The sequence below is a fragment of the [Mycobacterium] fortunisiensis genome (assembly GCF_019050325.1).
GTDB lineage: Bacteria > Actinomycetota > Actinomycetes > Mycobacteriales > Mycobacteriaceae > Mycobacterium > Mycobacterium fortunisiensis.
On sequence record NZ_VOMB01000002.1, the window covers coordinates 387,713 to 409,589 of the forward strand.

General features: G+C 68.8%; 16 protein-coding genes and 1 tRNA gene. 7 read left to right on the forward strand and 10 right to left on the reverse strand.

The genetic code is table 11. The annotated features are described in order from the left end of the window. Nucleotides 1-4: 4 nt before the first annotated feature. The 3 genes from FR943_RS02295 to FR943_RS02305 form a co-directional block, all read right to left on the reverse strand. The gene (locus FR943_RS02295) at nt 5-490 is read right to left on the reverse strand and encodes a MarR family winged helix-turn-helix transcriptional regulator (protein ID WP_217154649.1); all 486 of its coding nucleotides are present in this window, start codon (nt 488-490) and stop codon (nt 5-7) included. Between the two features lie 167 nt (nt 491-657). Beyond that, entirely contained in the window at nt 658-1,749 is a 1,092-nt protein-coding gene (locus FR943_RS02300; protein WP_217154650.1) for a TIGR03857 family LLM class F420-dependent oxidoreductase, read from the reverse strand. Between the two features lie 218 nt (nt 1,750-1,967). Further along, nucleotides 1,968-2,041 (reverse strand) — tRNA-Gly (locus FR943_RS02305). Between the two features lie 363 nt (nt 2,042-2,404). Here FR943_RS02305 and FR943_RS02310 point away from each other — a divergent pair. The 7 genes from FR943_RS02310 (at nt 2,405) to FR943_RS02340 (ending at nt 9,629) form a co-directional block, all read left to right on the forward strand. Beyond that, nucleotides 2,405-3,151 carry a DUF7159 family protein gene (locus FR943_RS02310; protein WP_504970593.1) on the forward strand — a complete coding sequence of 249 codons (747 nt, stop codon included), beginning with the start codon at nt 2,405-2,407 and terminating at the stop codon, nt 3,149-3,151. A gap of 16 nt (nt 3,152-3,167) precedes the next feature. Next, nucleotides 3,168-3,746: a dCTP deaminase gene (gene dcd, locus FR943_RS02315; protein WP_217154652.1), complete on the forward strand. Its 579-nt coding sequence runs from the start codon at nt 3,168-3,170 to the stop codon at nt 3,744-3,746. 352 nt (nt 3,747-4,098) lie between these two features. Beyond that, nucleotides 4,099-5,724: a DUF7159 family protein gene (locus FR943_RS02320; protein ID WP_217154653.1), complete on the forward strand. Its 1,626-nt coding sequence runs from the start codon at nt 4,099-4,101 to the stop codon at nt 5,722-5,724. A 76-nt stretch (nt 5,725-5,800) separates the two neighbouring features. Beyond that, nucleotides 5,801-7,132 carry a UDP-glucose dehydrogenase family protein gene (locus FR943_RS02325; RefSeq protein ID WP_217154654.1) on the forward strand — a complete coding sequence of 444 codons (1,332 nt, stop codon included), beginning with the start codon at nt 5,801-5,803 and terminating at the stop codon, nt 7,130-7,132. 39 nt (nt 7,133-7,171) lie between these two features. Next, on the forward strand, nt 7,172-8,488 hold the full coding sequence (locus tag FR943_RS02330) for a cytochrome P450 (protein WP_217154655.1): 1,317 nt from the start codon (nt 7,172-7,174) through the stop codon (nt 8,486-8,488). Between the two features lies 1 nt (nt 8,489). After that, nucleotides 8,490-9,242: a maleylpyruvate isomerase family mycothiol-dependent enzyme gene (locus tag FR943_RS02335; protein WP_217154656.1), complete on the forward strand. Its 753-nt coding sequence runs from the start codon at nt 8,490-8,492 to the stop codon at nt 9,240-9,242. Between the two features lie 18 nt (nt 9,243-9,260). Beyond that, nucleotides 9,261-9,629: a nuclear transport factor 2 family protein gene (locus FR943_RS02340; RefSeq protein ID WP_217154657.1), complete on the forward strand. Its 369-nt coding sequence runs from the start codon at nt 9,261-9,263 to the stop codon at nt 9,627-9,629. A 7-nt stretch (nt 9,630-9,636) separates the two neighbouring features. Here FR943_RS02340 and FR943_RS02345 read toward each other — a convergent pair whose 3' ends face one another. The 7 genes from FR943_RS02345 to iniR form a co-directional block, all read right to left on the reverse strand. Continuing rightward, nucleotides 9,637-11,739, reverse strand: coding sequence for a xanthine dehydrogenase family protein molybdopterin-binding subunit (locus tag FR943_RS02345; protein ID WP_217154658.1), 2,103 nt, complete (start codon nt 11,737-11,739; stop codon nt 9,637-9,639). Next, nucleotides 11,736-12,731: an FAD binding domain-containing protein gene (locus tag FR943_RS02350; RefSeq protein WP_217154659.1), complete on the reverse strand. Its 996-nt coding sequence runs from the start codon at nt 12,729-12,731 to the stop codon at nt 11,736-11,738. The genes FR943_RS02345 and FR943_RS02350 overlap by 4 nt, the downstream gene beginning before the upstream one ends. Beyond that, entirely contained in the window at nt 12,728-13,255 is a 528-nt protein-coding gene (locus FR943_RS02355; protein ID WP_217154660.1) for a 2Fe-2S iron-sulfur cluster-binding protein, read from the reverse strand. Before FR943_RS02355 ends, FR943_RS02350 begins: the two co-directional genes overlap by 4 nt. A 42-nt stretch (nt 13,256-13,297) precedes the next feature. Further along, on the reverse strand, nt 13,298-14,527 hold the full coding sequence (locus FR943_RS02360; protein WP_217154661.1) for a YibE/F family protein: 1,230 nt from the start codon (nt 14,525-14,527) through the stop codon (nt 13,298-13,300). A gap of 53 nt (nt 14,528-14,580) precedes the next feature. Continuing rightward, nucleotides 14,581-15,852: a pyridoxal phosphate-dependent aminotransferase gene (locus FR943_RS02365; protein ID WP_218045143.1), complete on the reverse strand. Its 1,272-nt coding sequence runs from the start codon at nt 15,850-15,852 to the stop codon at nt 14,581-14,583. 373 nt (nt 15,853-16,225) lie between these two features. Beyond that, nucleotides 16,226-19,351 carry a heterodisulfide reductase-related iron-sulfur binding cluster gene (locus FR943_RS02370; RefSeq protein WP_308170423.1) on the reverse strand — a complete coding sequence of 1,042 codons (3,126 nt, stop codon included), beginning with the start codon at nt 19,349-19,351 and terminating at the stop codon, nt 16,226-16,228. A gap of 149 nt (nt 19,352-19,500) precedes the next feature. Continuing rightward, a complete protein-coding gene (iniR, locus tag FR943_RS02375; RefSeq protein ID WP_217154663.1) occupies nt 19,501-21,876 on the reverse strand; it encodes an isoniazid response ATPase/transcriptional regulator IniR in 2,376 nt (791 codons plus the stop codon). Nucleotide 21,877: the final 1 nt, after the last annotated feature.

The following is a 21,877-nucleotide window of genomic DNA, read 5'->3' on the forward strand; positions in this document are numbered from 1 at the left end:
ACGCCTACAGCGGGATCGGCCGATTCAGATCGTCGGCGTCGTCGTCGGCCAGTAGGTCATGGAAACGGCGCAAAACCGAAGCGCAGGCGGCGCGTTCGGCCGGATCGAGACGATCGAGAACCTTGCTCAATTCGCGCCGGCGGCGGGTCGACACCTGCCGCACCAGCTTGCGTCCGCGATCGGTCAGCTTCAGGGTGACGATGCTGCGGTTGGTCGGTTCCGAGCCGCGGGCCAGATGGCCGGAGGCATCCAGTCGGTCAGCCAGCCTGGTGACCGTCGAACCCACCACGCCGAGCGCCTGAGCGCATTCCGTCGAGGTCGACGTGCCGCGCTCCTGCAGCACCAGCAGCAACCGGAACTGGGGCAGTGAGATCTCCAACTGGTCCACACTGCGTAGTGCCACACCCACCAGGTCTCGGGTTGCCACTTCGAACGCCGACAGTTCATCGACCGGAGTTCGGGTCATCTCGTGCTGCCGCGCGCGGACCATCTATTGAGTATTCCACGCGCACGGCACTGGTGCTGTGACCCTCAGGTAGGTCTCAGGTTCCGGTCGTGGGCGGTCGCGCCGTCGCCGAGCGTGGGTCAAAAATGTTGTTCGCCAAAGTAATTCTGGTACGTCGTCGTCCCAGCACCGGCGGAGTGCCGGATGGCGGGTCAGGCGAATCTCCCAGGGTTGGCCGCGACGGCTCTGCGCAATATCGGCCGGTCGGCCCGGTATGCCTGCACGACGGGCTCCAGTTCCTGTGGGCTGGCCCCGTGCATGATAACCGAATGAGTGCCCAGATCATATTGTCGGGCAATCGTTTTCGCGCAACTGCGACGTGATCCCGAGGCTACGGCGGACAGCCAGTCGGCCGGAATCAGCTCGGCGATCTGTTGCAGCGTCTCGACCGATGCACTGGCGTCGATCGGGCCGGCCGCGGCGGCCTCGGTGAACAGGTCGCTCTGCTTGATCCGCTCCCACGCGGCGGGATCCCAGCCGTTGGCTGAGACGAGAACGTCCGCGTACGCCTGCAGGTACGTGGCCAGCCGGCCCACGCCGCGACGCAGCTGATCCTCGGGCGACAACGCGTCGGGCACCGTCGCCAGACACGCCCAGATGCGCACGCTGTCCGGATCCCGGCCCGCTCGTTCCGCACCCCGGCGCACCGCGGCAACCGACTTCTCCGTCGCCTCATCGGAGAAGAAGGTATGCAGCACAACGAAGTCGGCGATCTCTCCGGCGAGTGCCATCGTCCTGGGGCCGACCGCCACCAGTCCGATGGGCGGTCCCTCACCCAGGCCGTTGGCGTGCCGCAGGAACGGAAATTTCCCAGCCGGGCCGTCGTGGTCCAGGATCATCTCCCCGGCCCAGAGTCGGCGCAGGATGCCGAAGAAGTCCCGCAGCCGCGCCTCGGTCACCACCGGCAGGCCCATCGCCTGCCAGTAGCCCGCCATCCCGCGACCGAAGGCCATGGCGAAGCGGCCCTCGGTCAACGCGTGCATGGTCGATCCCACCGTGGCGGTGACGGTGGGGTGGCGGGTGTGGTGGTTGGTCGACGGCGCGATCCCCAGCGTCGTGCTGGCACCGGCCAGCGCGCCGGACAGCACCGCCGGGTCCTTCACCGTGAACCGCTCACCGATGTGGCACGAGCCCAAACCGAGCGCCTCGGCCGCCCGGGCCTCGGGGAGCACGACGCGGACGTCCGCGGGGTGACGGGTCACGGCGTAATAGCCGAGTTCGTTCAGCTGAGTGTCAGTGCTCAATGCGCGCCTTTCGTGCCCCCGTGGACGCCTAGCACTGTCGGGCAGCGTGACGGCCTTGTCAATGAATGCTGACGGCGTGGGGCGCGACGCCAAGGGGTGCGGCGGCTGTCGAAACCTTCATCACCAGGCGGCCTTCGCGGTTCTTCACCGGGGAGAAGCCAAAATGCAGGTAGAACGCTTCTGCCTCGGCATCGATGTGGATCTACCAGGTCGGATAGTGGAGCCGATGACGGGAATCGAACCCGCGTATTCAGCTTGGGAAGCTGATGTTCTGCCATTGAACTACATCGGCATGGTGCTGAGGAAGGATAGCAACCCGGCCCGGCTCGTGGCTCAGCCGGGCGGATATCGTCCCGGCGAGTCTAAGAAATTGACGCCGGCCGACCCGTGCGGCGCCGGCGGCCGACTGGCGAAGGGCGCCGATCCAGTGGACACCCCGTTGCCCAGTGCGGACCCGGAGTCCGCGATGGCGTGGCGAAACTGACGACCACAGAACATGATTGTCGTTCACGCGTGCCCCTGAGAGCGCCGTAAAACCTCGGGCCGATAGTTCTCAGGTGCGCTCTCTACCGTCGTTCCTGTGGGGCTCCATCCGGTGCTGAATGGAGCGAACGGGCCCGCACGGCGGGCCGAATCAACTGAGGGATCTCAACCAATGGATGTCGTAATCGGTATTGCCATGACCGCGCGTGACGCCCGGCTTGTCCTGGTTGAGGGCACGGACGGTGACGGCGCGGTGATCGACCATGACTCGCTTGCCGCGGACACCCGCGTCGGCGTCGAGGACCCGGGCTTTCGCGAGTACGTCGTCAACGCGGTGCTCGACACCTACGCCGACGCGCCCGCGAACGGATACACCGTCGCCCGCGTCGCATTGACCTGGACCGACGAGGTGGACGCTGACGCCAAACTGGTACTCGATGCCCTCGCGGAGCAGGGCGTCGACAAGGTGGCCGTGGTCTCCACGGCCGACGCGGAAAGCTATGCCGGGGCGGCGAATTCAGTGGAGGCGCGTTCGGTCGTGCGCGACGACGACGCCGCCTTACTGGCCCGCGGCGCCCTGCTCGCCAGCGCCGACATTCGGGACGAGGCCGCCTCGGCGCCCATGCGCGACCCGGTGCGGCGCACCCTCGCCAAGATCATGACGACGGCGGCGCTGATCGTGGCGGGTTCGGTGTTCGTGGCCATCACCGTGCACGGGAACGACGGCGGCGTCCCACAGCAGGCGTCAGCGCCGGTGGAACACACGGTGCCGGCCCCGCCCGCCGCGCCGGCCGAGCCGCCGATCCACACCGTCGTGCGCAAGGTGGTGCCGATGGCCGGGCGGGCGGCTGCGCAATCCTTGTCGGCGCCCTACGCCGACACCTCGATGCCGCCATCGACAGGGGTGGTCCGTCGCTAACCGATACGCTCGTCGGGTGCTGCTCTCCGATCGAGACATCCGGGCCGAAATTTCCGCGAAACGCCTGGCCATTGAGCCGTTCGACGATGCCCTGGTGCAGCCGTCGAGTGTCGACGTCCGCCTGGACACGCTGTTTCGGGTGTTCAACAACACCCGCTACACCCATATCGACCCGGCCAAGCAGCAGGACGAGCTGACCACCCTGGTCGAGCCCGCCAAGGGGGAGCCGTTCGTGTTGCACCCCGGCGAGTTCGTGCTCGGCTCGACCCTGGAGGTGTGCACGCTGCCCGACGACCTGGCCGGCCGGCTGGAAGGCAAGTCCTCGCTGGGCCGTCTTGGCTTGTTGACGCACTCCACGGCCGGGTTCATCGACCCGGGCTTTTCCGGCCACATCACGCTGGAGCTGTCCAACGTCGCGAACCTGCCCATCACGTTGTGGCCGGGGATGAAGATCGGTCAGCTGTGCCTGCTGCGGCTGACCAGCCCGGCCGAGCATCCGTACGGCAGCGACAAGGTGGGCTCGAAATACCAGGGCCAGCGCGGGCCGACGCCGTCGCGCTCCTACCTCAACTTCATCAACAGCATCAGTAGTTAAGCGCCAGTCGCGCGTCGCCATTTTCTACCTGTGGGTTGTGGAAATTCGCGACCTGCAGCCCTGGTGTGGAAAGCGGCGCGAAAACCGGCGGGGAGGCCGCGCGGGCACCTGCGCGGATACCCGCGGGATGAACCGGACGGTTCTCTTTGTCGTAATACCGAGTAGGGTCTAACTAACCGGCGCCGGCGCGCAGCATGCCGTCGCGGTCCGACCAGAATCTCGGCGCTGTAGCTAATGCGCATGGGTGTAACGATCGACCTGGTTACCCCGATGAAGGTTCTAGATGTCGGTTCGTGCGGAATGTGTGCGCAATGGCGACAAGTGCAGTGCAGCAAACACATTGGAGGGCTTGGTGGACATCGTACTGGGTGTGACGATGGCACCTACGACAGTCCGCATGGTGCTGGTCGAGGGGGAGAAAGCCGACGGGGTCACCGTCGATCACGACGTCTTCGACGTCACCGCCGAGGACGGTTCGGCAACTGCCGCCGACCAGGTGCTGGCGGCCATCCTTGGGACCCAGGAGAGCGCCACTGCCGGCGGGCACCACCTGAAATCCGTGGGTGTCACGTGGACGGATCATTCCGACGCCGCCGCGCTGCGCGACGCGCTGGCCGCGCACGGCATCGACGACGTCATGCTGGTCTCCGAAGGTCATGCCGCCGCGGCGCTGGCCCAAGCGGTGGGCCGCGCGGTCGGCTACGACACCACCGCGCTGCTGTTCATCGACCGGGACGCCGCGACGCTGTCGGTGGTGCAGACCGACGACGGCTCGGTGGTCAAGGTGCTGGGCCGGTCCCTGCACAGCGCCGACGCCATGGCCGTGCTCACCGAAATGGCCGCGGCCGTCGACGCCGCCGACTCGGCGCCCCAGGGCATGTTCGTGGTGGGCGCCGGCGTGGATGTCGCCTCGGTGAAGTCGCATCTGGAACACCTGGTGTCGCTTCCGGTCAGCGCCCCGGACGAGCCGGAGATGGCGTTGGCCCGCGGCGCCGCGCTGGCCTCGGCCAACGCGCCCGCCTTCGAGGCTTCCACCGTCGGCCTGGCCTACTCGCAGGATCCTGACGGCACCACCGCGGGCAGCGCCTACGCGCTGGCCGGACTGGCCACCGAGATGGCTCCGCTGGGCGAGGATCCGATCGACGCCCTGGACTTCGCCGCCGACGAGATGCCGCTGGAGGAGGAACGCAAACCATTCCTGCTCGTCGGTAGTGCTCTGACATCGGTATTCGTGGTTGGTGTTGTGGCGCTGGTTATTTCACTCGCAGTGAGCATCCGGCCGACGGTCGATCAGCGACCCTCCCCGGCCCAGGGAGCGGTGATGCCCACGGCTCCGGCGAAACTCCCCGCACCCGCAGCGCCCCCGCCGGTGCCCGAAGCTCAGCCGGTCCAGGAAGCACCGCCACCGGCCCCGCCGCCCGAGACCATCAAGGCGCCGATCCCGGTGGTCCAGGAAGCCCCGGCGCCCGCCCCGCAGGCCCCGCCGCGCACGGTCTACGTCGAGCAGCCCGCCGCGGCGCCACCACCTGCGCCGGAAGCGCCTGCGCCGGCCCCCGAGGCTCCGCCGCCCGCACCGGTCCCGGTGGCCCCGGCTCCGGCACCGGTCTACACCCCGCCGGCGCCGTACATCCCGCCGCTGATCACGCTGCCGGCGCCGCGCCTGCCGTCGATCTTCCGTCCGCCGTGGGAGCCGCAACGGCCGTCACGCGTCGAACCGCAGGCGCCATCGTGGGATCCGCCGTCGCGCGATGTCCCCGACACCCCGCGCTGGCCGGGGTCGGATTCTCGCCGCGGCTCCGACGACTGGGGGCCCAGCTCGGGCTGGAACCCCGGCCGTTCCGGCGGCTCGGGCGATTGGAACCCAGGCCGCTCGGGTGGCTCCGGTGACTGGAACCCGGGCCGGTCCGGTGGTTCGCACGGCGGGCACGGCGGCGGTGACGGCGGCTCGCTGTTCCCGTTCCCCTTCGGCGGGCACTGACAACTGTCACCTGCCGTTGGCCTGCCGCTCAGTGTCACGTAGCGGCCAGCTCATCCGCACCGCCTATCCAGGCAGTATGCGATGCACCGTATTCGGTACCGGCTATCTGGGCGCGACTCATGCCGCGGGGATGGCCGAGCTCGGCCACGAGGTGATCGGGGTCGACATCGACCCGGGCAAGGTGGCCAAACTGGCCGCCGGCGACATCCCGTTCTACGAGCCCGGCCTGCGCAAGGTGCTCAACGACAACCTGTCGGCCGGGCGGCTGCGGTTCACCACCGACTATGACGAGGCCGCCGACTTCGCCGACGTGCATTTCCTCGGCGTCGGCACCCCGCAGAAGAAGGGCGACTACAGCGCCGACCTGCGCCACGTGCACGCCGTCATCGACACCCTGGTGCCGCGCCTGCGCCGCAACGCGGTCATCGTCGGCAAGTCGACCGTCCCGGTCGGAACCGCCGCTGACCTGGCCGCGCGGGCCCGGGCCCTCGCACCCGCCGACGTGGACGTCGAGGTGGCCTGGAATCCGGAGTTCCTGCGCGAGGGCTACGCCGTACACGACACCTTGCACCCCGATCGCATTGTGATTGGGGTGCAGCATGATTCCGCTCGCTCAGAGGCCGCGGTGCGCGAACTCTACGCCCCGATGATCGCCGAGGGGGTGCCGTTCCTGGTCACCGACTTGCAGACCGCCGAGCTGGTCAAGGTGTCGGCCAACGCCTTTCTGGCCACCAAGATCTCGTTCATCAACGCGATCTCCGAGGTGTGCGAGGCGGCCGGTGCCGACGTCACGCTGCTGGCCGACGCGCTGGGCTACGACCCGCGCATCGGGCGGCGATTCCTCAACGCGGGCTTGGGTTTCGGTGGCGGCTGCCTGCCCAAGGACATCCGGGCGTTCATGGCCCGCGCCGGTGAACTCGGCGCCAACCACGCACTGACCTTCCTGCGCGAGGTCGACAGCATCAACATGCGTCGCCGTACCGCGATGGTGGAGCTGACCACCCGCAGTTGCGGAGGATCGCTGCTGGGCGCCAACATCGCCGTCCTCGGCGCGGCGTTCAAACCCGAATCCGACGACGTACGAGATTCCCCGGCGCTCAACGTCGCCGGGATGCTGCAACTGAACGGGGCCGCCGTCAACGTGTACGACCCCAAGGCGATGGACAACTCGCAGCGGGTCTTTCCCACCCTGAACTACTCCACATCGGTCATCGAGGCCTGTGATCGGGCGGATGCGGTGCTGGTACTCACCGAGTGGGCCGAGTTCGTCACCCTCGACCCGGCCGAGCTGGCCGACACGGTGCGGGTCAAAGTTGTTGTCGACGGCCGTAATTGCCTGGATACCGAGCGGTGGCGAGAGGCCGGCTGGCGCGTCTATGCATTGGGCCGTCCGCTGAGCACTGTTTGAGGCGTTGTCGAATAAAAACCGCGGTCGTAGGCTCGGGTCATGCGCCAACACATCCGATGGCTGGCCCTGCACGGCGTGGTTCGCGGCATCTCGGTGGTGGGTGTGCGTCGCGGCGACGTGCAGGCGCGGCTGATCGCGGACCCACAGGTGCGGGCCGACCCGGCCCCGTTCGCCGACGAGATGCGGGCCAAAGGTCCGGTGATCCGCGGCCGCGCCCTGCTCATGACCTTCGACTACGGTGTGGCCGCCGACCTGCTGCGTTCTGACGATTTCCGGGTGTCCCGGCTCGGCGGCAACCTGCCCCGTCCGTTGCGCTGGATCGCCGACAAGACCGACACCGGCGGGCTGCACCCACTGCTGCCGCCCTCACTGCTGGCGGTGGAACCGCCCGATCACACCCGCTACCGCAAGCTGGTCTCCTCGGTGTTCACCACCCGCGCGGTGGCCCGGCTGCGCGAGCGCGTCCAGCAGACCGCCAACGAATTGCTGGACGCGATGGAAAGCGACGACGGTGTCGTCGACATCGTGGACCGGTACTGCGCGCAGCTGCCGGTCGCGGTGATCAGCGACATCCTCGGGGTGCCGGACGCCGACCGGTCGCAGATCCTGCGCTTCGGCGAACTCGGTGCGCCCAGCCTGGACATCGGACTGTCCTGGCGGCAGTACCGCAAGGTCAACGAGGGCATCGCCGGTTTCGAGGACTGGCTGACCCGTCATCTGCGTCAGCTGCGCCGCACTCCCGGCGACGACCTGCTCAGCCAGATCATCGCGGCCTCGGATGCCGGTGCGGCCGGCGAACCGCTGACCGATCCTGAGCTGCGGGCGCTGGCCGGGCTGGTGCTGGCGGCCGGGTTCGAGACGACGGTCAACCTGCTGGGCAACGGGATTCGGATGCTGCTCGGCCGTCCCGATCACCTGCACACCCTGTCCGCCCGCCCCGAACTGTGGCCCAACGCGGTGGAGGAGATCCTGCGGCTGGACTCCCCGGTGCTGATGAGCGCACGGGTGGCCCGGATCGACACCGAGGTGGCCGGCATGCCGGTCCAGGCCGGCGAGCTGGTGATCCTGCATCTGGCCGGCGCCAACCGTGACCCCGCGGTGTTCACCGATCCGCACCGCTTCGACATCGAACGCGAGAACGCCGGGCGGCACCTGTCGTTTTCCGGGGGCCGGCATTTCTGCCTCGGCGCCGCGCTGGCCCGGGCCGAAGGCCAGGTGGGCCTGCAAACCTTCTTCGACCGGTTCCCCGACGCGCGTGCTGCCGGTGCGGGCAGCCGCCGCGACACCCGAATCCTGCGCGGCTGGTCGACTCTGCCGATAACGCTCGGAAAGGCACGCACAGCGGTAGGTTCATGACGTGGACTTCCGGGCTGTACTGCTCGACCAGACCCGAATCTTCGGGGAGCTGATCGCCGCCAACGATCCCGAGACGCCGGTGCCGACGTGCCCGGACTGGACGCTCAAGCAACTGTTCCGCCATGTCGGCCGTGGAAACCGTTGGGCGGCACAGATTATCTCCGAGCGCCGGGTCTCACCGCTGGATCCGCGGGAGGTGCACGACGGCAAGCCGCCCGATGATCCCGACGCCGCCCTCGCCTGGCTCAACGAAGGCGCCGCCCAAGTTCTCAAGTCCGTCGACCAAGTCGGGACCGACACCAGGGTGTGGACATTCCTCGGCCCCAAGCCCGGGGGCTGGTGGGTCCGGCGCCGGCTCCACGAAGCGACGGTGCACCGCGCGGACGCGGCACTCGCCGTCGGAGCGGACTACGACCTGCCGGCCGAACTCGCCGCCGACGCCGTCAGCGAGTGGCTTGAGATCGCGACGGCCATGGCCAAGAAACGGCACGCGGAACCGCTGGCCGCCGGAGTCAGCATGCACCTGCATGCCACCGACGACGGGCTGGGCCCGTCGGGGGAATGGACCGTGGCCCACGACGAGGATGGCCTTGGCTGGTCGCACAGCCACGGCAAGGGCAGCGTCGCACTCCGCGGCCCGGCAAAAGACCTGCTGCTGGCGGTCACCCGGCGGCGCAGCGCAGCCGATGTCGGTCTTGAGGTGTTCGGCGACACTGCGGTCTGGGACGCCTGGCTGGACCGCACACCGTACTGAGTGGCGTACGTTTCGTTCATGACCACATCCGAGATCGCCACGGTTCTGGCCTGGCATGACGCGCTGAACGACAAGGACATCGACACCCTGATCCAGCTGTCCAGCGACGACATCGAGGTGGGCGATGCCAACGGGGCCGCCCAGGGGCACACCGCACTGCGTGATTGGGCGGCCACCGCCGGGGCCACCGTCACGCCGGGGCGGATGTACGTGCACGACGGCGTCGTGGTCGTGGAACAGACCATCCGGGCCGCCGACGGGACCGCGCACGCCGGTGCGGCCGCGTTCCGGGTGGTGCACGACCACGTGACCTCGGTGTTCCGCCACGACACCCTGGCTGCCGCCCTGGCCGCCACCGAGCTCACCGAGGACGACCTGGCCGGCTGACGCGGCCTCAGGGCAAGCCGGCCAGCACCTTGTCGAGGGTCACCGGCAGCTCTCGCACCCGCACCCCGGTGGCGTGGTGAATCGCGTTGACCACTGCGGCGGCGGCGCCGACGATGCCGATCTCACCCGCCCCGCGAGAACCCATGGGGTTGAGGTGTTCCTCGACGTCGTCGAGCCAGATCGCGTCGACGTGACGGACGTCGGCGTGGGTGCTGATGTGGTACGACGCGAGATCCTGGGTGACGACGTGGCCGAAGCGTGGGTCGCGGACACTCTCTTCGTGCAGCGCCATCGACATCCCCATGGTCATCCCGCCGATCAGCTGCGAACGCAGGGTGCGGGTGTTGATGGCACGTCCCACCGAGAAGACACCGAGCATTCGCGGAATCCGGATCTCGGCGGTGTCGCGGTTGACGTGCGCCTCGACGAAATGGGCGCCGAACGAGCGCACGGCGAATTTCTCTTTGTCCGGGTTCTGTGGCGCCTCGGCCAGCGTGGTCACACCGACGTGCGGGTGCGCCCCGTGCTCCTGACGAAACTTCCTGGCAGCGGCCACGATTGCCGATCCCCACGACGTAATGCCCGACGAGCCACCGGCCACCGAGGCCGACGGCAGATCGCTGTCACCGATCTGCAGATCCACCGCCGCCATATCGCATTCCAGGGCGTCGGCGGCTATCTGGGCCAGTGCGGTCCAGGTTCCGGTACCGATGTCGGCGGCGCCGATCTGCACCGTGTAGCGCCCCTGCCCGGTGTGGCTGATCCGGGCCGAATTGCCTTTCATCGCCGAACCCGGATAGGTGGCGGCCGCCACCCCGGTGCCGATGAACCAGTTTCCGGCAAGGTATTTGGCGGGCCGGGGATCCCGCGGAAACCAATCGAAGCGCTCCGCGCCGACCCGTAGGCATTCGATGAGGCGCCGCCCGGACCACGGTTTGCCCGACTCGGGATCGACCTCGGGTTCGTTGCGGGTGCGCAGCTCGATCGGGTCGAGTTTGCAGGCCACCGCGAGCTCGTCCATCGCGACCTCGGCGGCGAACGTGCCCGGGCACTCGCCCGGCGCCCGCATCCAGAACGGGACGGCCACATCGAGGGCGGCCAGCCGGTGCGACGTGCGCCGGTTCGCGCAGGCGTACATCGAGCGGGAGGTGACGGCGGTCTGCTCGGCGAATTCCTTGACGGCAGAGGTCTGTTCGATCACGTCGTGAGCCAGGGCGAGCAATCGGCCGTCCTTGTCGGCGCCGAGCCGCAGCCGCTGGATGGTCGGCGTCCGGTACCCGACGAGGGCGAACATCTGCTGGCGGGTCAGCGCCAGTTTCACCGCCCGGCCGTCGGCGCGCTGGGCGGCCAGCAGGGCGAGTACATCGTGCGCGTGCGGTGCGCCCTTGGAGCCGAACCCGCCGCCGACATGCGGCGCGACCACCCGCAGTTGTTCGGGTTGCAGGTCGAACAGCGGCGCCAGCGTCTTGCGGACGACATGTACGCCCTGCGTCGAGTCATACAGGGTCACCGCGGGCCGGCCGTCGCGCCACGCCCAGTGCGCGATGCACGCGTGCGGCTCCATCGGGTTGTTGTGCTCGATCGGTGTGCGGTAGGTGGCATCGATGGTCACGTCGGCGGTGGCCAGCGCCGCCTGTACGTCGCCCTCCTCGGTGTCGGACGGGAACGACGCGTTCACCGATTCGGGGGTGTAAAGGCCGGGGTGATCCGCGGTCAGCTCCGTGTCATACCGTCTCTCGTGGTAGTCGACCCGCACCAGCGCACTTGCCTCCCTGGCGATCTCGGCGGTCTCGGCGACCACGCCACCGATGAGCTGCCCGCGAAAATGCACCTGGTCGTCCTGGAGGATCGTCAGCTCGCCGTCAGACGTATCGGCCAGCGTCGGGGCGTCGAACACCGTCAGCACGTCGAGCACCCCGTCGAGGGCGACGGCCGCGGTGGTGTCCATGGCCGTCACCCGGCCACGGGCGATGGTGGCCTGGATCGGGTGCAGGTAGACCGGGTGTTCGACCTGTTGCTCGAACGCGTAGCGGGCTGTGCCGGTGACCTTCGCGCGCCCATCGGTGCGGGCCATCGGTTGTCCGATGGCGTGCGGTTCGACGAGGGTCATGGCCGTCTCCGTTCGGTCAGCATCCGCAACTGCGCGATCAAGGTGCGGCGGGCCAGCTCCACCTTGAACTCGTTGCCCGGCAGCGGGTCGGCCTGCCTGAGCTCGGCCTCGGCCGCCGCGGCGAAGGTTTCGGTCGAGGGTTGGTCGCCGGTCAGAATCTGTTCGGCACGCCGGGCCCGCCACGGTTTGTGTGCCACGCCGCCCAATGCGATTCGCGCCGAGCCGATCTGGAACGTCGAGGTGAAGCTGAGCTCGGCGGCCACCGACACCAGGGCGAACGCGTAGGACTCGCGGTCGCGTACCTTGCGGTAGTCCGACACAGCCCCGGCCGGTGGCCTGGGGAGTTCGACTGCGGTGATCAACTCGCCGTGCTGCAGCACCGTGTCGCGCTCCGGTGTGTCGCCGGGGAGCCGATAGAACTCGTCGACCGGGATCCGGCGTTCGCCGTCGCGGCCCTGCACCACCACCCGGGCGTCCAAGGCGCACATCGCCACCGCCATGTCCGACGGGTGCACGGCCACGCAGTGCGGGGATGCCCCGAGGATAGCGTGGTAGCGGACATAGCCGCCCAGCGCCGAGCAGCCGCTGCCGGGAGTCCGTTTGTTACACGGTGTGGTGACATCCTGGAAATACACACATCTGGTGCGCTGCAGCAGGTTTCCGGCTGTGGTGGCCACGTTGCGCAACTGGCCGGACGCGCCGGACAGCAGGGCCCGGGCCAGCATCGGGTAGTGCGAGCGGATCACCGGGTCGGCGGCCAGGTCGCTGTTGCGGACGTTCGCACCGATCCGCACGCCCCCGTCGCCGGTGAGCACCGTCTCGGACAGCTCCAGATGGCCGACGTCGACCAGCAGATCCGGTTCTGCCACACCGAGTTTCATATGGTCGGCGAGGTTGGTGCCGCCGGCGAGGTAGGCGGCGTGCGGATGCTGCGTCAGCATCGTCACGGCATCGGCGGTGCTGGTGGCCCGGTGGTAGTCGAACGGTTTCATCGGGTGGCGGCCCGCCCGATCGCGGCGATGATGTTCGGATAGGCCGCGCAACGGCACAGGTTGCCGCTCATCCGTTCCCGGATCTCGTCGTCGGTGAGCACCGGGGTCAGCTCGAGGTCGTCGGTGACGAAGCTGGGTGCACCGGCCTTGGCCTCGTCCAACATCCCTACCGCCGAACAGATCTGGCCGGGTGTGCAGTAGCCGCATTGAAAGCCGTCCTCGTCGCAGAATGCCTGCGCCACCGGGTGCAGCTCACCGCCCTGCTCCAGTCCGGTGGCCGTGGTGATCTGCGCCCCGTCGGCGGCGACGGCGAACGTCAGGCATGTGGTCACCCGGCGACCGTCGAGCAGCACGGTGCACGAACCGCACTGGCCGTGGTCGCAGCCCTTCTTTGGGGCGGTGACGCCGAGCCGTTCCCGCAGCGCGTCGAGCAGGGTCATCCGGTTGTCGACGGTCAGGTACCGCCGGGTTCCGTCGACCTCGAGGGCGACCTCGCTGTGGTGCCGGTGATCGGGTTGGCTCACCGTCGCCGAATACCCCAGCCGCCGACGGTCAAACGTGCGCGCTCAGTGCCTGCTGGTTTGCGGGGTCGCCAGCACCGCGGCGATCCCGGTCGTCAACGGGACGGACAGGGCCAGGGCGATGCCACCCACCGCGGAGCGGGCAATCTCGATGGCCACGCTCTCACCGGTCAGCACGTCGGCCAGGGCCCGGTTGGCCACGCTGAACAGCAACAGCAGCGGCAGCGCGCTGCCTGCGTAGGCCAACACCAGGGTGTAGACGGTGCTGGCGATGTGGTCACTGCCGACCCGCATGGCGCCGACGAAGATCGACCGCCGTGTCCCGCCGTGCTCGGCGAGCTCGAACACCGTCGAGGCCTGCGTGATGGTGACGTCGTTCAGCACCCCCAGCGAGCCGATGATGAACCCGGCCAACAACAACCCGGTGATCGACACGTCGCCCATGTAGGCCGCGACCTCGTTGTTCTGGTCTTCGGACAGCCCGGTCAGATGGGCCAATTCGATTGCCGCCCAGGACAGTACCGCTGCCAGCAGCAGGGAGGTCAGGGTGCCCAGCAGGGCGGCGCTGGTGCGCAGGCTGACGCCGTGGGCCAGGTAGATCACCGCGTAGAGGATTGCCGCCGAGGCCACCAGTGCCACCGGTATCGCCGGGGCGCCGTCGCGCAGTGCGGGCAGCAGGAAGATCATCAACACCGCGAACGCCACCACGATTCCGACCAGTGCTCGCAGCCCGCGCCAGCGTGCCACCGCCACGATCACGATCGCGAACGCGAGCGCGAGCAGAGCCAGCGGCCAGGTGCGCTCGTAGTCGAAGAAGGCGTAGCTCGTCGTCCCGGCCTCATCGACCTGCCGGCTGATGCGGATGTCGTCTCCGGTAGCGAGATTCGGCTGGCCCGGTCCGGTGGTGAACTCCAGCAGCGTCTTGGCGCCCTTGTTCGGGCCGGAATCGATGGATATCAGGTTCTGCACACACGTGCCCCCGCCCGGTTCAGCCGGCCTCGGTGCGGCCGTCAACACGCCGCCCGCTGACGGGCTGCCGCAATCGGCCAGCGTGCTGGACACCACGTGCCCGGCCTCGGTGGTGACGGCGCCGCCGGCGGCGTTCTGGAAGGGCAGCGGGATGTCCACCTTCTGATGGCTGGGCCACAGCAGGGCCGCGCCGGCGAACACCGCGATGCCGATGGCGATCAAAAGGCCGACGACGATCCGGGCGGCCAGCGGACCCAAGGGGGACGGGCCGGCCAGCGAATGGGAGTGGGAATGCGTGTGCGCCACCCGGTCAGCGTAGAGGGGCGGGCTGTCCGGTCCCTGGCCTCCGCATGGGACGGCTACTGCCGGTAGCTCGCCAGGAAGTTGCCCAGCCGCTCGATCGCCTGGGCCAGGTCCCGCGACCACGGCAGCGTGACGATGCGCAGGTGATCCGGCGTCGGCCAGTTGAAGCCGGTGCCCTGGGTCAGCAGGATCTTCTCCTGCAACAGCAGATCGAGCACCAGCTGCTCGTCGTCGCGGATGTCGTGCACCTCGGGATCCAGCCGCGGGAACGCATACAGCGCGCCCGAGGGTTTCACACAGGACACCCCGGGGATCTCGTTGAGCTTGCTCCATGCGGTGTCGCGCTGCTCGAGCAGCCGGCCACCCGGCAACACCAGGTCGTCGATGCTCTGATGGCCACCGAGGGCTACCTGAATCGCATGCTGGGCAGGCACATTCGGGCACAACCGCATGTTCGACAGCAGGCTGATGCCCTCGATGAAGCTGCTCGCATGCTCCTTGGGGCCGGTGATCACCAGCCAGCCGGAGCGGTAGCCCGCCACCCGGTAGGCCTTGGACAGCCCGTTGAACGTCAGGGTGAGCAGATCGGGCGCCAGGGTGGCCAGCGAGATGTGCTTGGCGTCGTCGTAGAGGATCTTGTCGTAGATCTCATCGGCCAGCAGCATCAGCTGGTGCTTGCGCGCCAGCTCGACGATCTGCTCCAGGGTCTCGCGGCTGTACACCGCGCCGGTGGGGTTGTTCGGATTGATCACCACGATCGCCTTGGTGCGCTCGGTGATCTTCGACTCGATGTCGGCCACATCGGGGTTCCAGCCCTGGGTCTCGTCGCACAGATAGTGCACGGGGGTGCCGCCGGCCAGCGCGGTCGACGCCGTCCACAGCGGGTAGTCCGGCGCCGGGATGAGCACCTGGTCACCGTTGTCCAGCAGCGCCTGCAGCGTCATGGTGATGAGCTCGGACACCCCGTTGCCCAGGTAGACGTCGTCGATGTCGAACTTGGGGAAGCCCTCGACCAGCTCGTAGCGGGTGAACACCGCGCGACGGGCGCTGGCGATGCCCTTGGAATCGGAGTAGCCCTGCGCGTACGGCAGCGCCTGGATCATGTCCCGCATGATCACGTCGGGCGCCTCGAAGCCGAACGGCGCGGGGTTGCCGATGTTGAGTTTGAGGATGCGGTGCCCTTCAGCTTCCAGCCGTGAGGCGTGCTCGTGTACCGGTCCACGGATCTCGTACAGGACGTCCTGCAGCTTCGTGGACTGGGTAAACGTACGCGGCTTCGGGTGCTGACCGGTCTGCCACGGCAACTGATGGGTAGTCACGTTCACCATGGTCTCATCACCGTCCACTGATTTTGGAATTTGCCGATCATGAAGGTGGTCAGCGCCACACTCTGCTGATTTGCCAAGGCATGGCGGATGTGGGCGTTCCTGCGATTCCTGTGACGAGCCCGCAGTGGATTCGCTTCGGGGCCCGCGCATCCTGGCTGCGGCCCTCGGCGGCAGCGGGCTGATGTCGCCTGCGGCGTGCTGTGACGAGTGTGCAGGATATTTCTCTGATACGGCGTCGACCGGCGCAATATGCTGCACGTTCGTCACAGTGGCCGGACGGAGACATCGTCGGCAGATCCCGCAGGTCGCGCCCCCCGAAAACCGAACGGCCACCTCCGATGTGGAGATGGCCGTTCGATGCGTGACGACGTGCTCAGCGCTTACCGGGGCGCTTGGCGCCCGGCTTGATGCCCAGGCCCACGACCGGCGGTTCCGGCTTGGCGGGCTCGGCAGGCGCCTCGGTCTTCTCCGCAGCCGGTTCCGGTTCCGACGCCGGCTCGGCGGCGGGGGCTTCAGCCGGAGCTGCCGGGGCAGCGGGTGCCGCCGGAGCGGCCTTCTTGGCGCCGGGACGGCGAGCACCTGCGGCGATGCCCAGACCCACGACCGGGGGTTCGGGCTTGGCCGGCTCAGCGGGGGCCGCGGCCGGCGCCTCGGCGGCCGGCGCTTCAGCAGCCTCGGCCGGAGCAGCGGCCGGCGCTGCCGGAGCCGCCTTCTTGGCCCCCGGACGCTTCGCGCCGGCAGCCAGACCCAGCCCCTTGACCGGTGCGGCCGGAGCTGCCGGAGCTGCCGGTGCTTCAGCCGGGGCCGCCTCGGCGGCCGGAGTCGCTGACGCAGCCGGTGCTGCCTTCTTGGCGCCGGGACGCTTGGCCCCACCTGCGATGCCCAGCCCCTTGACGGGTGCCGCAGCGGCCGGTGGTTCAGCTGGTGCGGCCTCGGCGGCGGGTGCCGCTGCCTTCTTGGCACCGGGACGCTTGGCGCCACCGGCCATGCCCAGTCCCTTGACCGGAGCCGCAGCCGCCGGTGCGGCCGACGCCTCGGCGGCCGGGGCGGCCTTCTTGGCGCCCGGACGCTTGGCCGCGCCCGCCATGCCCAACCCGGTGACCGGCTTGGCTTCCGCCGGAGCGGCTTCGTCGGCAGTGTCGGGTTCTTCCTCGACCGCGGGGGCCGCAGCAGCCGCCGCAGCTTCGGCCTTGGCCTCGGCTTCGGCACGGGCCTCGGCCCGCTTCTCGGATTCCTTGGCGGCCGTGCCCTTCTCGGGCAGGGTGATGGTGGCCTTGTCCAACGAGTTCAGCAGCAGCTGCGCCACGTCGAGCACTTCGGCCTTCTCGACGTTGCGGCTGGCCGCCACGTCGTCGACACCGTCGGTGATCATCACGCGGCAGAACGGGCAGCCGGTCGCGATGGTCGAGGCGGTGTCCATCGCCTCCTCGGTGCGCTCCACGTTGACGCGCTTGCCGATGTGCTCTTCCATCCACATCCGCGCGCCACCGGCACCACAGCACAGGCCGCGGTCGGCGTGCCGGGGCATTTCCTTGAGCGTCACCCCGGAGGCCTCGACCAGCTCACGCGGCGCCTCGTAGACCTTGTTGTGGCGGCCCAGGAAGCACGGGTCGTGGTAGGTGACCGGCTTGCCGTTCTGCTCACTGACGGACTTGACCGGCACCAGCTTCTTGTCCCGGACCAACCGGTTGAGCAGCTGGGTGTGGTGCACCACGGTGTAGTTGGCGCCCAGCTGCGGGTATTCGCGGCCGATCGTGTTGAAGCAGTGCGGGCAGGTGACCACGATCTTGCGGTCCACGGTCTCGACGCCTTCGAACAGCTCGTTGATGGTCTCGACGTTCTGCGCGGCCAGTTGCTGGAACAGGAACTCGTTGCCGGAGCGGCGGGCCGAGTCACCGGTGCAGGTCTCACCGGTGCCCAGCACCAGGAACTTCACCCCGGAGGCGGCCAGCAGTTCGGCGACGGCCTTGGTGGTCTTCTTGGCCCGGTCCTCGTACGCGCCGGCGCAGCCGACCCAGAACAGGTACTCGAAGCCGTCGAAGCTCTCCACGTCCTCGCCGTAGACCGGGACGTCGAAGTCGACCTCGTCGATCCAGTTGGTGCGGTCCTTGGCGTTCTGGCCCCAGGGGTTGCCCTTGGTCTCCAGGTTCTTGAACAGCACACCGAGCTCACCGGGGAACTCCGATTCGACCATGACCTGGTAGCGGCGCATGTCGACGATGTGGTCGATGTGTTCGATGTCCACCGGGCACTGCTCGACGCAGGCACCGCAGTTGGTGCAGGACCACAGCACGTCGGGGTCGATCACGCCGCCCTGCTCCTCGGTGCCGACCAGGGGGCGCAGCGCCTGCTCGGGGCCCGAGCCCGAGATCCGCTCGAAACCGTCCTCGGGAACACCGTGCCGGTGCTCGTTGGGCCCCAGCTCGGCGAAGTTGACCGAGCCCTCCTCGGGCATCGGCTTGCCCTCGATGATGTAGGGCGCCTTGGCGAACAGGTGATCGCGCAGGTTCATGATGAGCAACTTGGGTGACAGCGGCTTGCCGGTGTTCCAGGCCGGGCACTGCGACTGGCAGCGACCGCACTCGGTGCAGGTCGCCATGTCGAGGTTGCCCTTCCAGGTGAAGTCCTCGATGCGGCCCTTACCGAACACCGCGTCCTCGGCGGGATCCTCGAAGTCGATCTTCTCGCCCTGGTACTCCATGGGCAGCAGCGGGCCGAGGCCGTCGGGTAGCCGCTTGAAGGTGACGTTGATCGGGGCCAAGCCGATGTGCAGGTGCTTGGAGTGCAGCACGATCAGCAGGAAGGCCAGCATGACGCCCAGGTGGGCCAGCAGGGCGAGGGTCTCCAGCCAGACGTTGGCGGTGTGACCCAGCGGGGCCAGCAGCGCGGCCATGCCGTCGGAGAAGAACGCGCCGGACTGGTACGGGAAGTCCTCACCGAGCACGTTGACGGCCGCGCCGCGGAAGATCGCGTAGGTCAGGATGACCAGGAAGATCATGTACAGGATCTGCCAGGCGCCGCCGTTGTGCGAGCCGTAGAAGCGCGATTCGCGGCCGAGCTGCTCGGGGTTCTTCCGGATGCGGATGATCGCGAAGACGATGATGCCGGCCAGCACTGCCGCGGCGAAGAAGTCCTGCAGGAAGCCCAGCACCGGCCACCGACCGATGAGCGGGATGTGGAACTCGGGGTTGAACAGCACCCCGTAGGCCTCGAGGTACACCGAGGCCAGCACGAAGAAGCCCCACATGGTGAAGAAGTGCGCGAGGCCCGGGATCGACCACTTCAGCAGCTTCGACTGGGCGAAGACTTCTTTGTTCTGGTTCAGGAAGCGCGTGACGAGATGGTCCTTGCGACCACGCTCGTCGCCGACCTTCTGGCCCGAGCTGATCAGTTTGGTCAGCCACAGCACGCGCTTGGCGGCGAACGCCAGCACGACAAGCGTGGCGAGCACACCCAGAATCAGCCGCGTTATGACCAGGGTGTGTTCGAGACTCTCCACAGAAACGCCTCCATTTCGCGAGTTACCCGGCGGTAACTTGAGCATAGTTACCCGTCGGTAACTTAGCTTCTTTCAGCTCATAGTGACATTTTGGTGTTTCCCGCCGCTACCGAGGCTTACCTAACTTGGGCGGTGCTGTGGTATAGCTCTCAGCTCTGGGCTGCCAGCATCGCCCGCAACATCGACAGCATTTCCGAGCGTGACTCCGCACCCAGGCGCCGACGGATCCGGGCGACGTGGTGCTCGACGGTCTTCGCCGAGATGAACAACTGGCTGCCGATGTCGCGATAGGGCATACCCAAAAGCAGCAACTCGGCCACCTCGCGCTCGCGGTCGGACAACCTCGTCGACGACGGGGCCGGGCCGGGCTGGGTGGCGGCCCCCACCGCCGGGGACGTGCCCTCGACGTCGTCGGCCGCACCGGTCTGTTTGAGATCGCGGGCCAGCTGCAGCATCGCCTGCGACACCCGGGCATCGGGGGTCTGCAGCGCGGCCTGGCTGGCCAGCCGGGTGCCGTCCCAGGTCAGGCCGAACTGCGACAGCGACCGGGCCGCCGCGCCGACCTCGTCGGTGTCGACGTGATTGGCCAGCACCCGCAACCAGGTGCGGCCGGCCTGGGCCAGTGCCCGGGCGAAGGCGCTGTGCCCGGCCGCGGCGGTCAGTGCCTGCCCGTGCGGGGCGACGGCTGCCGGGGAGTTGGCCAGGATCCCGGCATGCACACCGGCCCAGCGCAGCGGCACCGACCACAACACCGGATTGCCGAGCGCGTCGAGCAGGCCGAAGGCCTCGGCCAGGCTGTGCTCGAGCCGGTCCATCTGGCGCATCCTGGCCCCGGCCACCCACAACTCGCCGAGCGGGAGCAGGGAGAACAGGTCGATCGAATACTCGGCCAACACCTCGACCGCGGCATACCAGTGCTTCTGCACCGCGCCGCTGTCCCCGCTGCGCCGGGCGATCGCGGTACGCAGCGCGGCCGCCCACAACGCGTCCCGCCGGTGCAGGGCCGCACCGCTGTCGACGGCCGCCACGTCGGCCCCGGCCGCGCCGAGTTGACCGTCCTGCATCTTCACCCAACCCAGCAACAACCGATGCCGGGCGGTACTGAACACCTCATCGGTTGCCTCGCCGGCAGGGTCGCCGCCGCGCACGGCCCGGCCGATCACACTGCGCGCCCGAACCGAGTCACCGCCGTGCAGCGCGGCAAGCGTCACCAGCGCCGCCGGGGTATCAGGTGCCACACCGGCGGTCTGATACTCGGCGGCGAGCGCCTGACCGAGCCGCGTCACCGCCACCGCGAACGGCTGATCCAGCGACAGCACCAGCCCTTCGGCCAGGGCCCGCCCCGCCCGTGCCGAGGAGGTCGGCGGTCCGGTGAGGTTCGATCCCGACGACGCGCGCGCCGCGTCGCCGTCACCGGTGGCGATCGAGACGATCGTGGCCGCCGAGCTGATCAGGGTGTCCGGACATGGGCCCAGCCACCGGAACAGGTCGGCGGCCTGGGCCGCGTTGCCGTCGTGCATGGCCACGCTGGCTGCGATCCGGACCGCAGCGGCCCGTTCGGCCTCGTCATCGGAGCTGAGGAGCTCGTCCGCCATCCGGGCGGCGGTCCGGCAATCCCCGGCCAGCGCCAAGGCGTCGGCCAGCCGGGTGGTCACGGTGGTCGCGCCGGCCATGACCGCGGCGCGGTAGAACTGAGCCGCCCGGGCCGGGCGCGCGTGCTGGCCGGCGGCATGATCGGCCAGCGCCGCGGCCAGCCGATCATCACGCAGTCCGTGCTCGGCCAGGCGCACCGCCAGATCGGCCGACAACGTGGACAGCTCCAGCTGCGACGCCAGCAGCGCGGTCTCGATCTCGTGGTGGCGGGCGGCACCGGCAATCTGTGCCAGCGACTCGTGCACCAACTGCTGGAATCGCTCGTCGTGGGAGGGCTCCACCAGGCCACTGGCCCGTGCCTGGTCCACCACCGCGACGGCGTCTTCGCGAGCCAGTCGCAACGCCGCAGCGACGTCGTCGGCACCGAGATCCTGACTGAGCGAGAGGATCAGCAGCGCATCCCGGACGTTCTGGTCCACCCGCCGCAGCCGCTGCGGCAGTGCCAGCCGGTCCGCCCGGGCCGAGGTCACCGGGTCGAGGTGGATGACCGGGTTCTCCCGTTCCAACGCCAGGGTCAGCGCACGCAGTGACCGTCGCTGGATCAACGGCTCGGTGGCCACCACGACAGTCGCCGTCGGATCTGCGACCTGCTCTGTGAGACAGTCGATTTCGTCATCGTCGAGCAGGTGTGCGTCGTCCACGACGAACACCGCCCCGGCCGGATCCCCGGGCCGCGGAGCCCGGGTCAGCACCACGGCACCGGCGTCGCGGAACGCCGCCCGCAGCGCCGCGAGCGTCGCGCTCTTCCCGGTGCCGATGCCACCGGACACCAACAGCCTGACCGGTGCCGTCGGGGCGCCCAGGACAGTGTCGACGGCGGCTCGGGCGGCCAACGGAAGCTCCGGAACAGGCTCCGGCGCCGGCGCGGTCATC

Excerpts from the sequence above, each read along its gene's own strand:
- iniR (WP_217154663.1), bottom strand. The coding sequence starts at position 21,876 with ATGACCGCGCCGGCGCCGGAGCCTGTTCCGGAGCTTCCGTTGGCCGCC.
- FR943_RS02330 (WP_217154655.1), top strand. The coding sequence starts at position 7,172 with ATGCGCCAACACATCCGATGGCTGGCCCTGCACGGCGTGGTTCGCGGC.
- FR943_RS02340 (WP_217154657.1), top strand. The coding sequence starts at position 9,261 with ATGACCACATCCGAGATCGCCACGGTTCTGGCCTGGCATGACGCGCTG.
- FR943_RS02365 (WP_218045143.1), bottom strand. The coding sequence starts at position 15,852 with ATGGTGAACGTGACTACCCATCAGTTGCCGTGGCAGACCGGTCAGCAC.
- FR943_RS02345 (WP_217154658.1), bottom strand. The coding sequence starts at position 11,739 with ATGACCCTCGTCGAACCGCACGCCATCGGACAACCGATGGCCCGCACC.
- FR943_RS02350 (WP_217154659.1), bottom strand. The coding sequence starts at position 12,731 with ATGAAACCGTTCGACTACCACCGGGCCACCAGCACCGCCGATGCCGTG.
- FR943_RS02310 (WP_504970593.1), top strand. The coding sequence starts at position 2,405 with ATGGATGTCGTAATCGGTATTGCCATGACCGCGCGTGACGCCCGGCTT.
- FR943_RS02325 (WP_217154654.1), top strand. The coding sequence starts at position 5,801 with ATGCGATGCACCGTATTCGGTACCGGCTATCTGGGCGCGACTCATGCC.
- FR943_RS02295 (WP_217154649.1), bottom strand. The coding sequence starts at position 490 with ATGGTCCGCGCGCGGCAGCACGAGATGACCCGAACTCCGGTCGATGAA.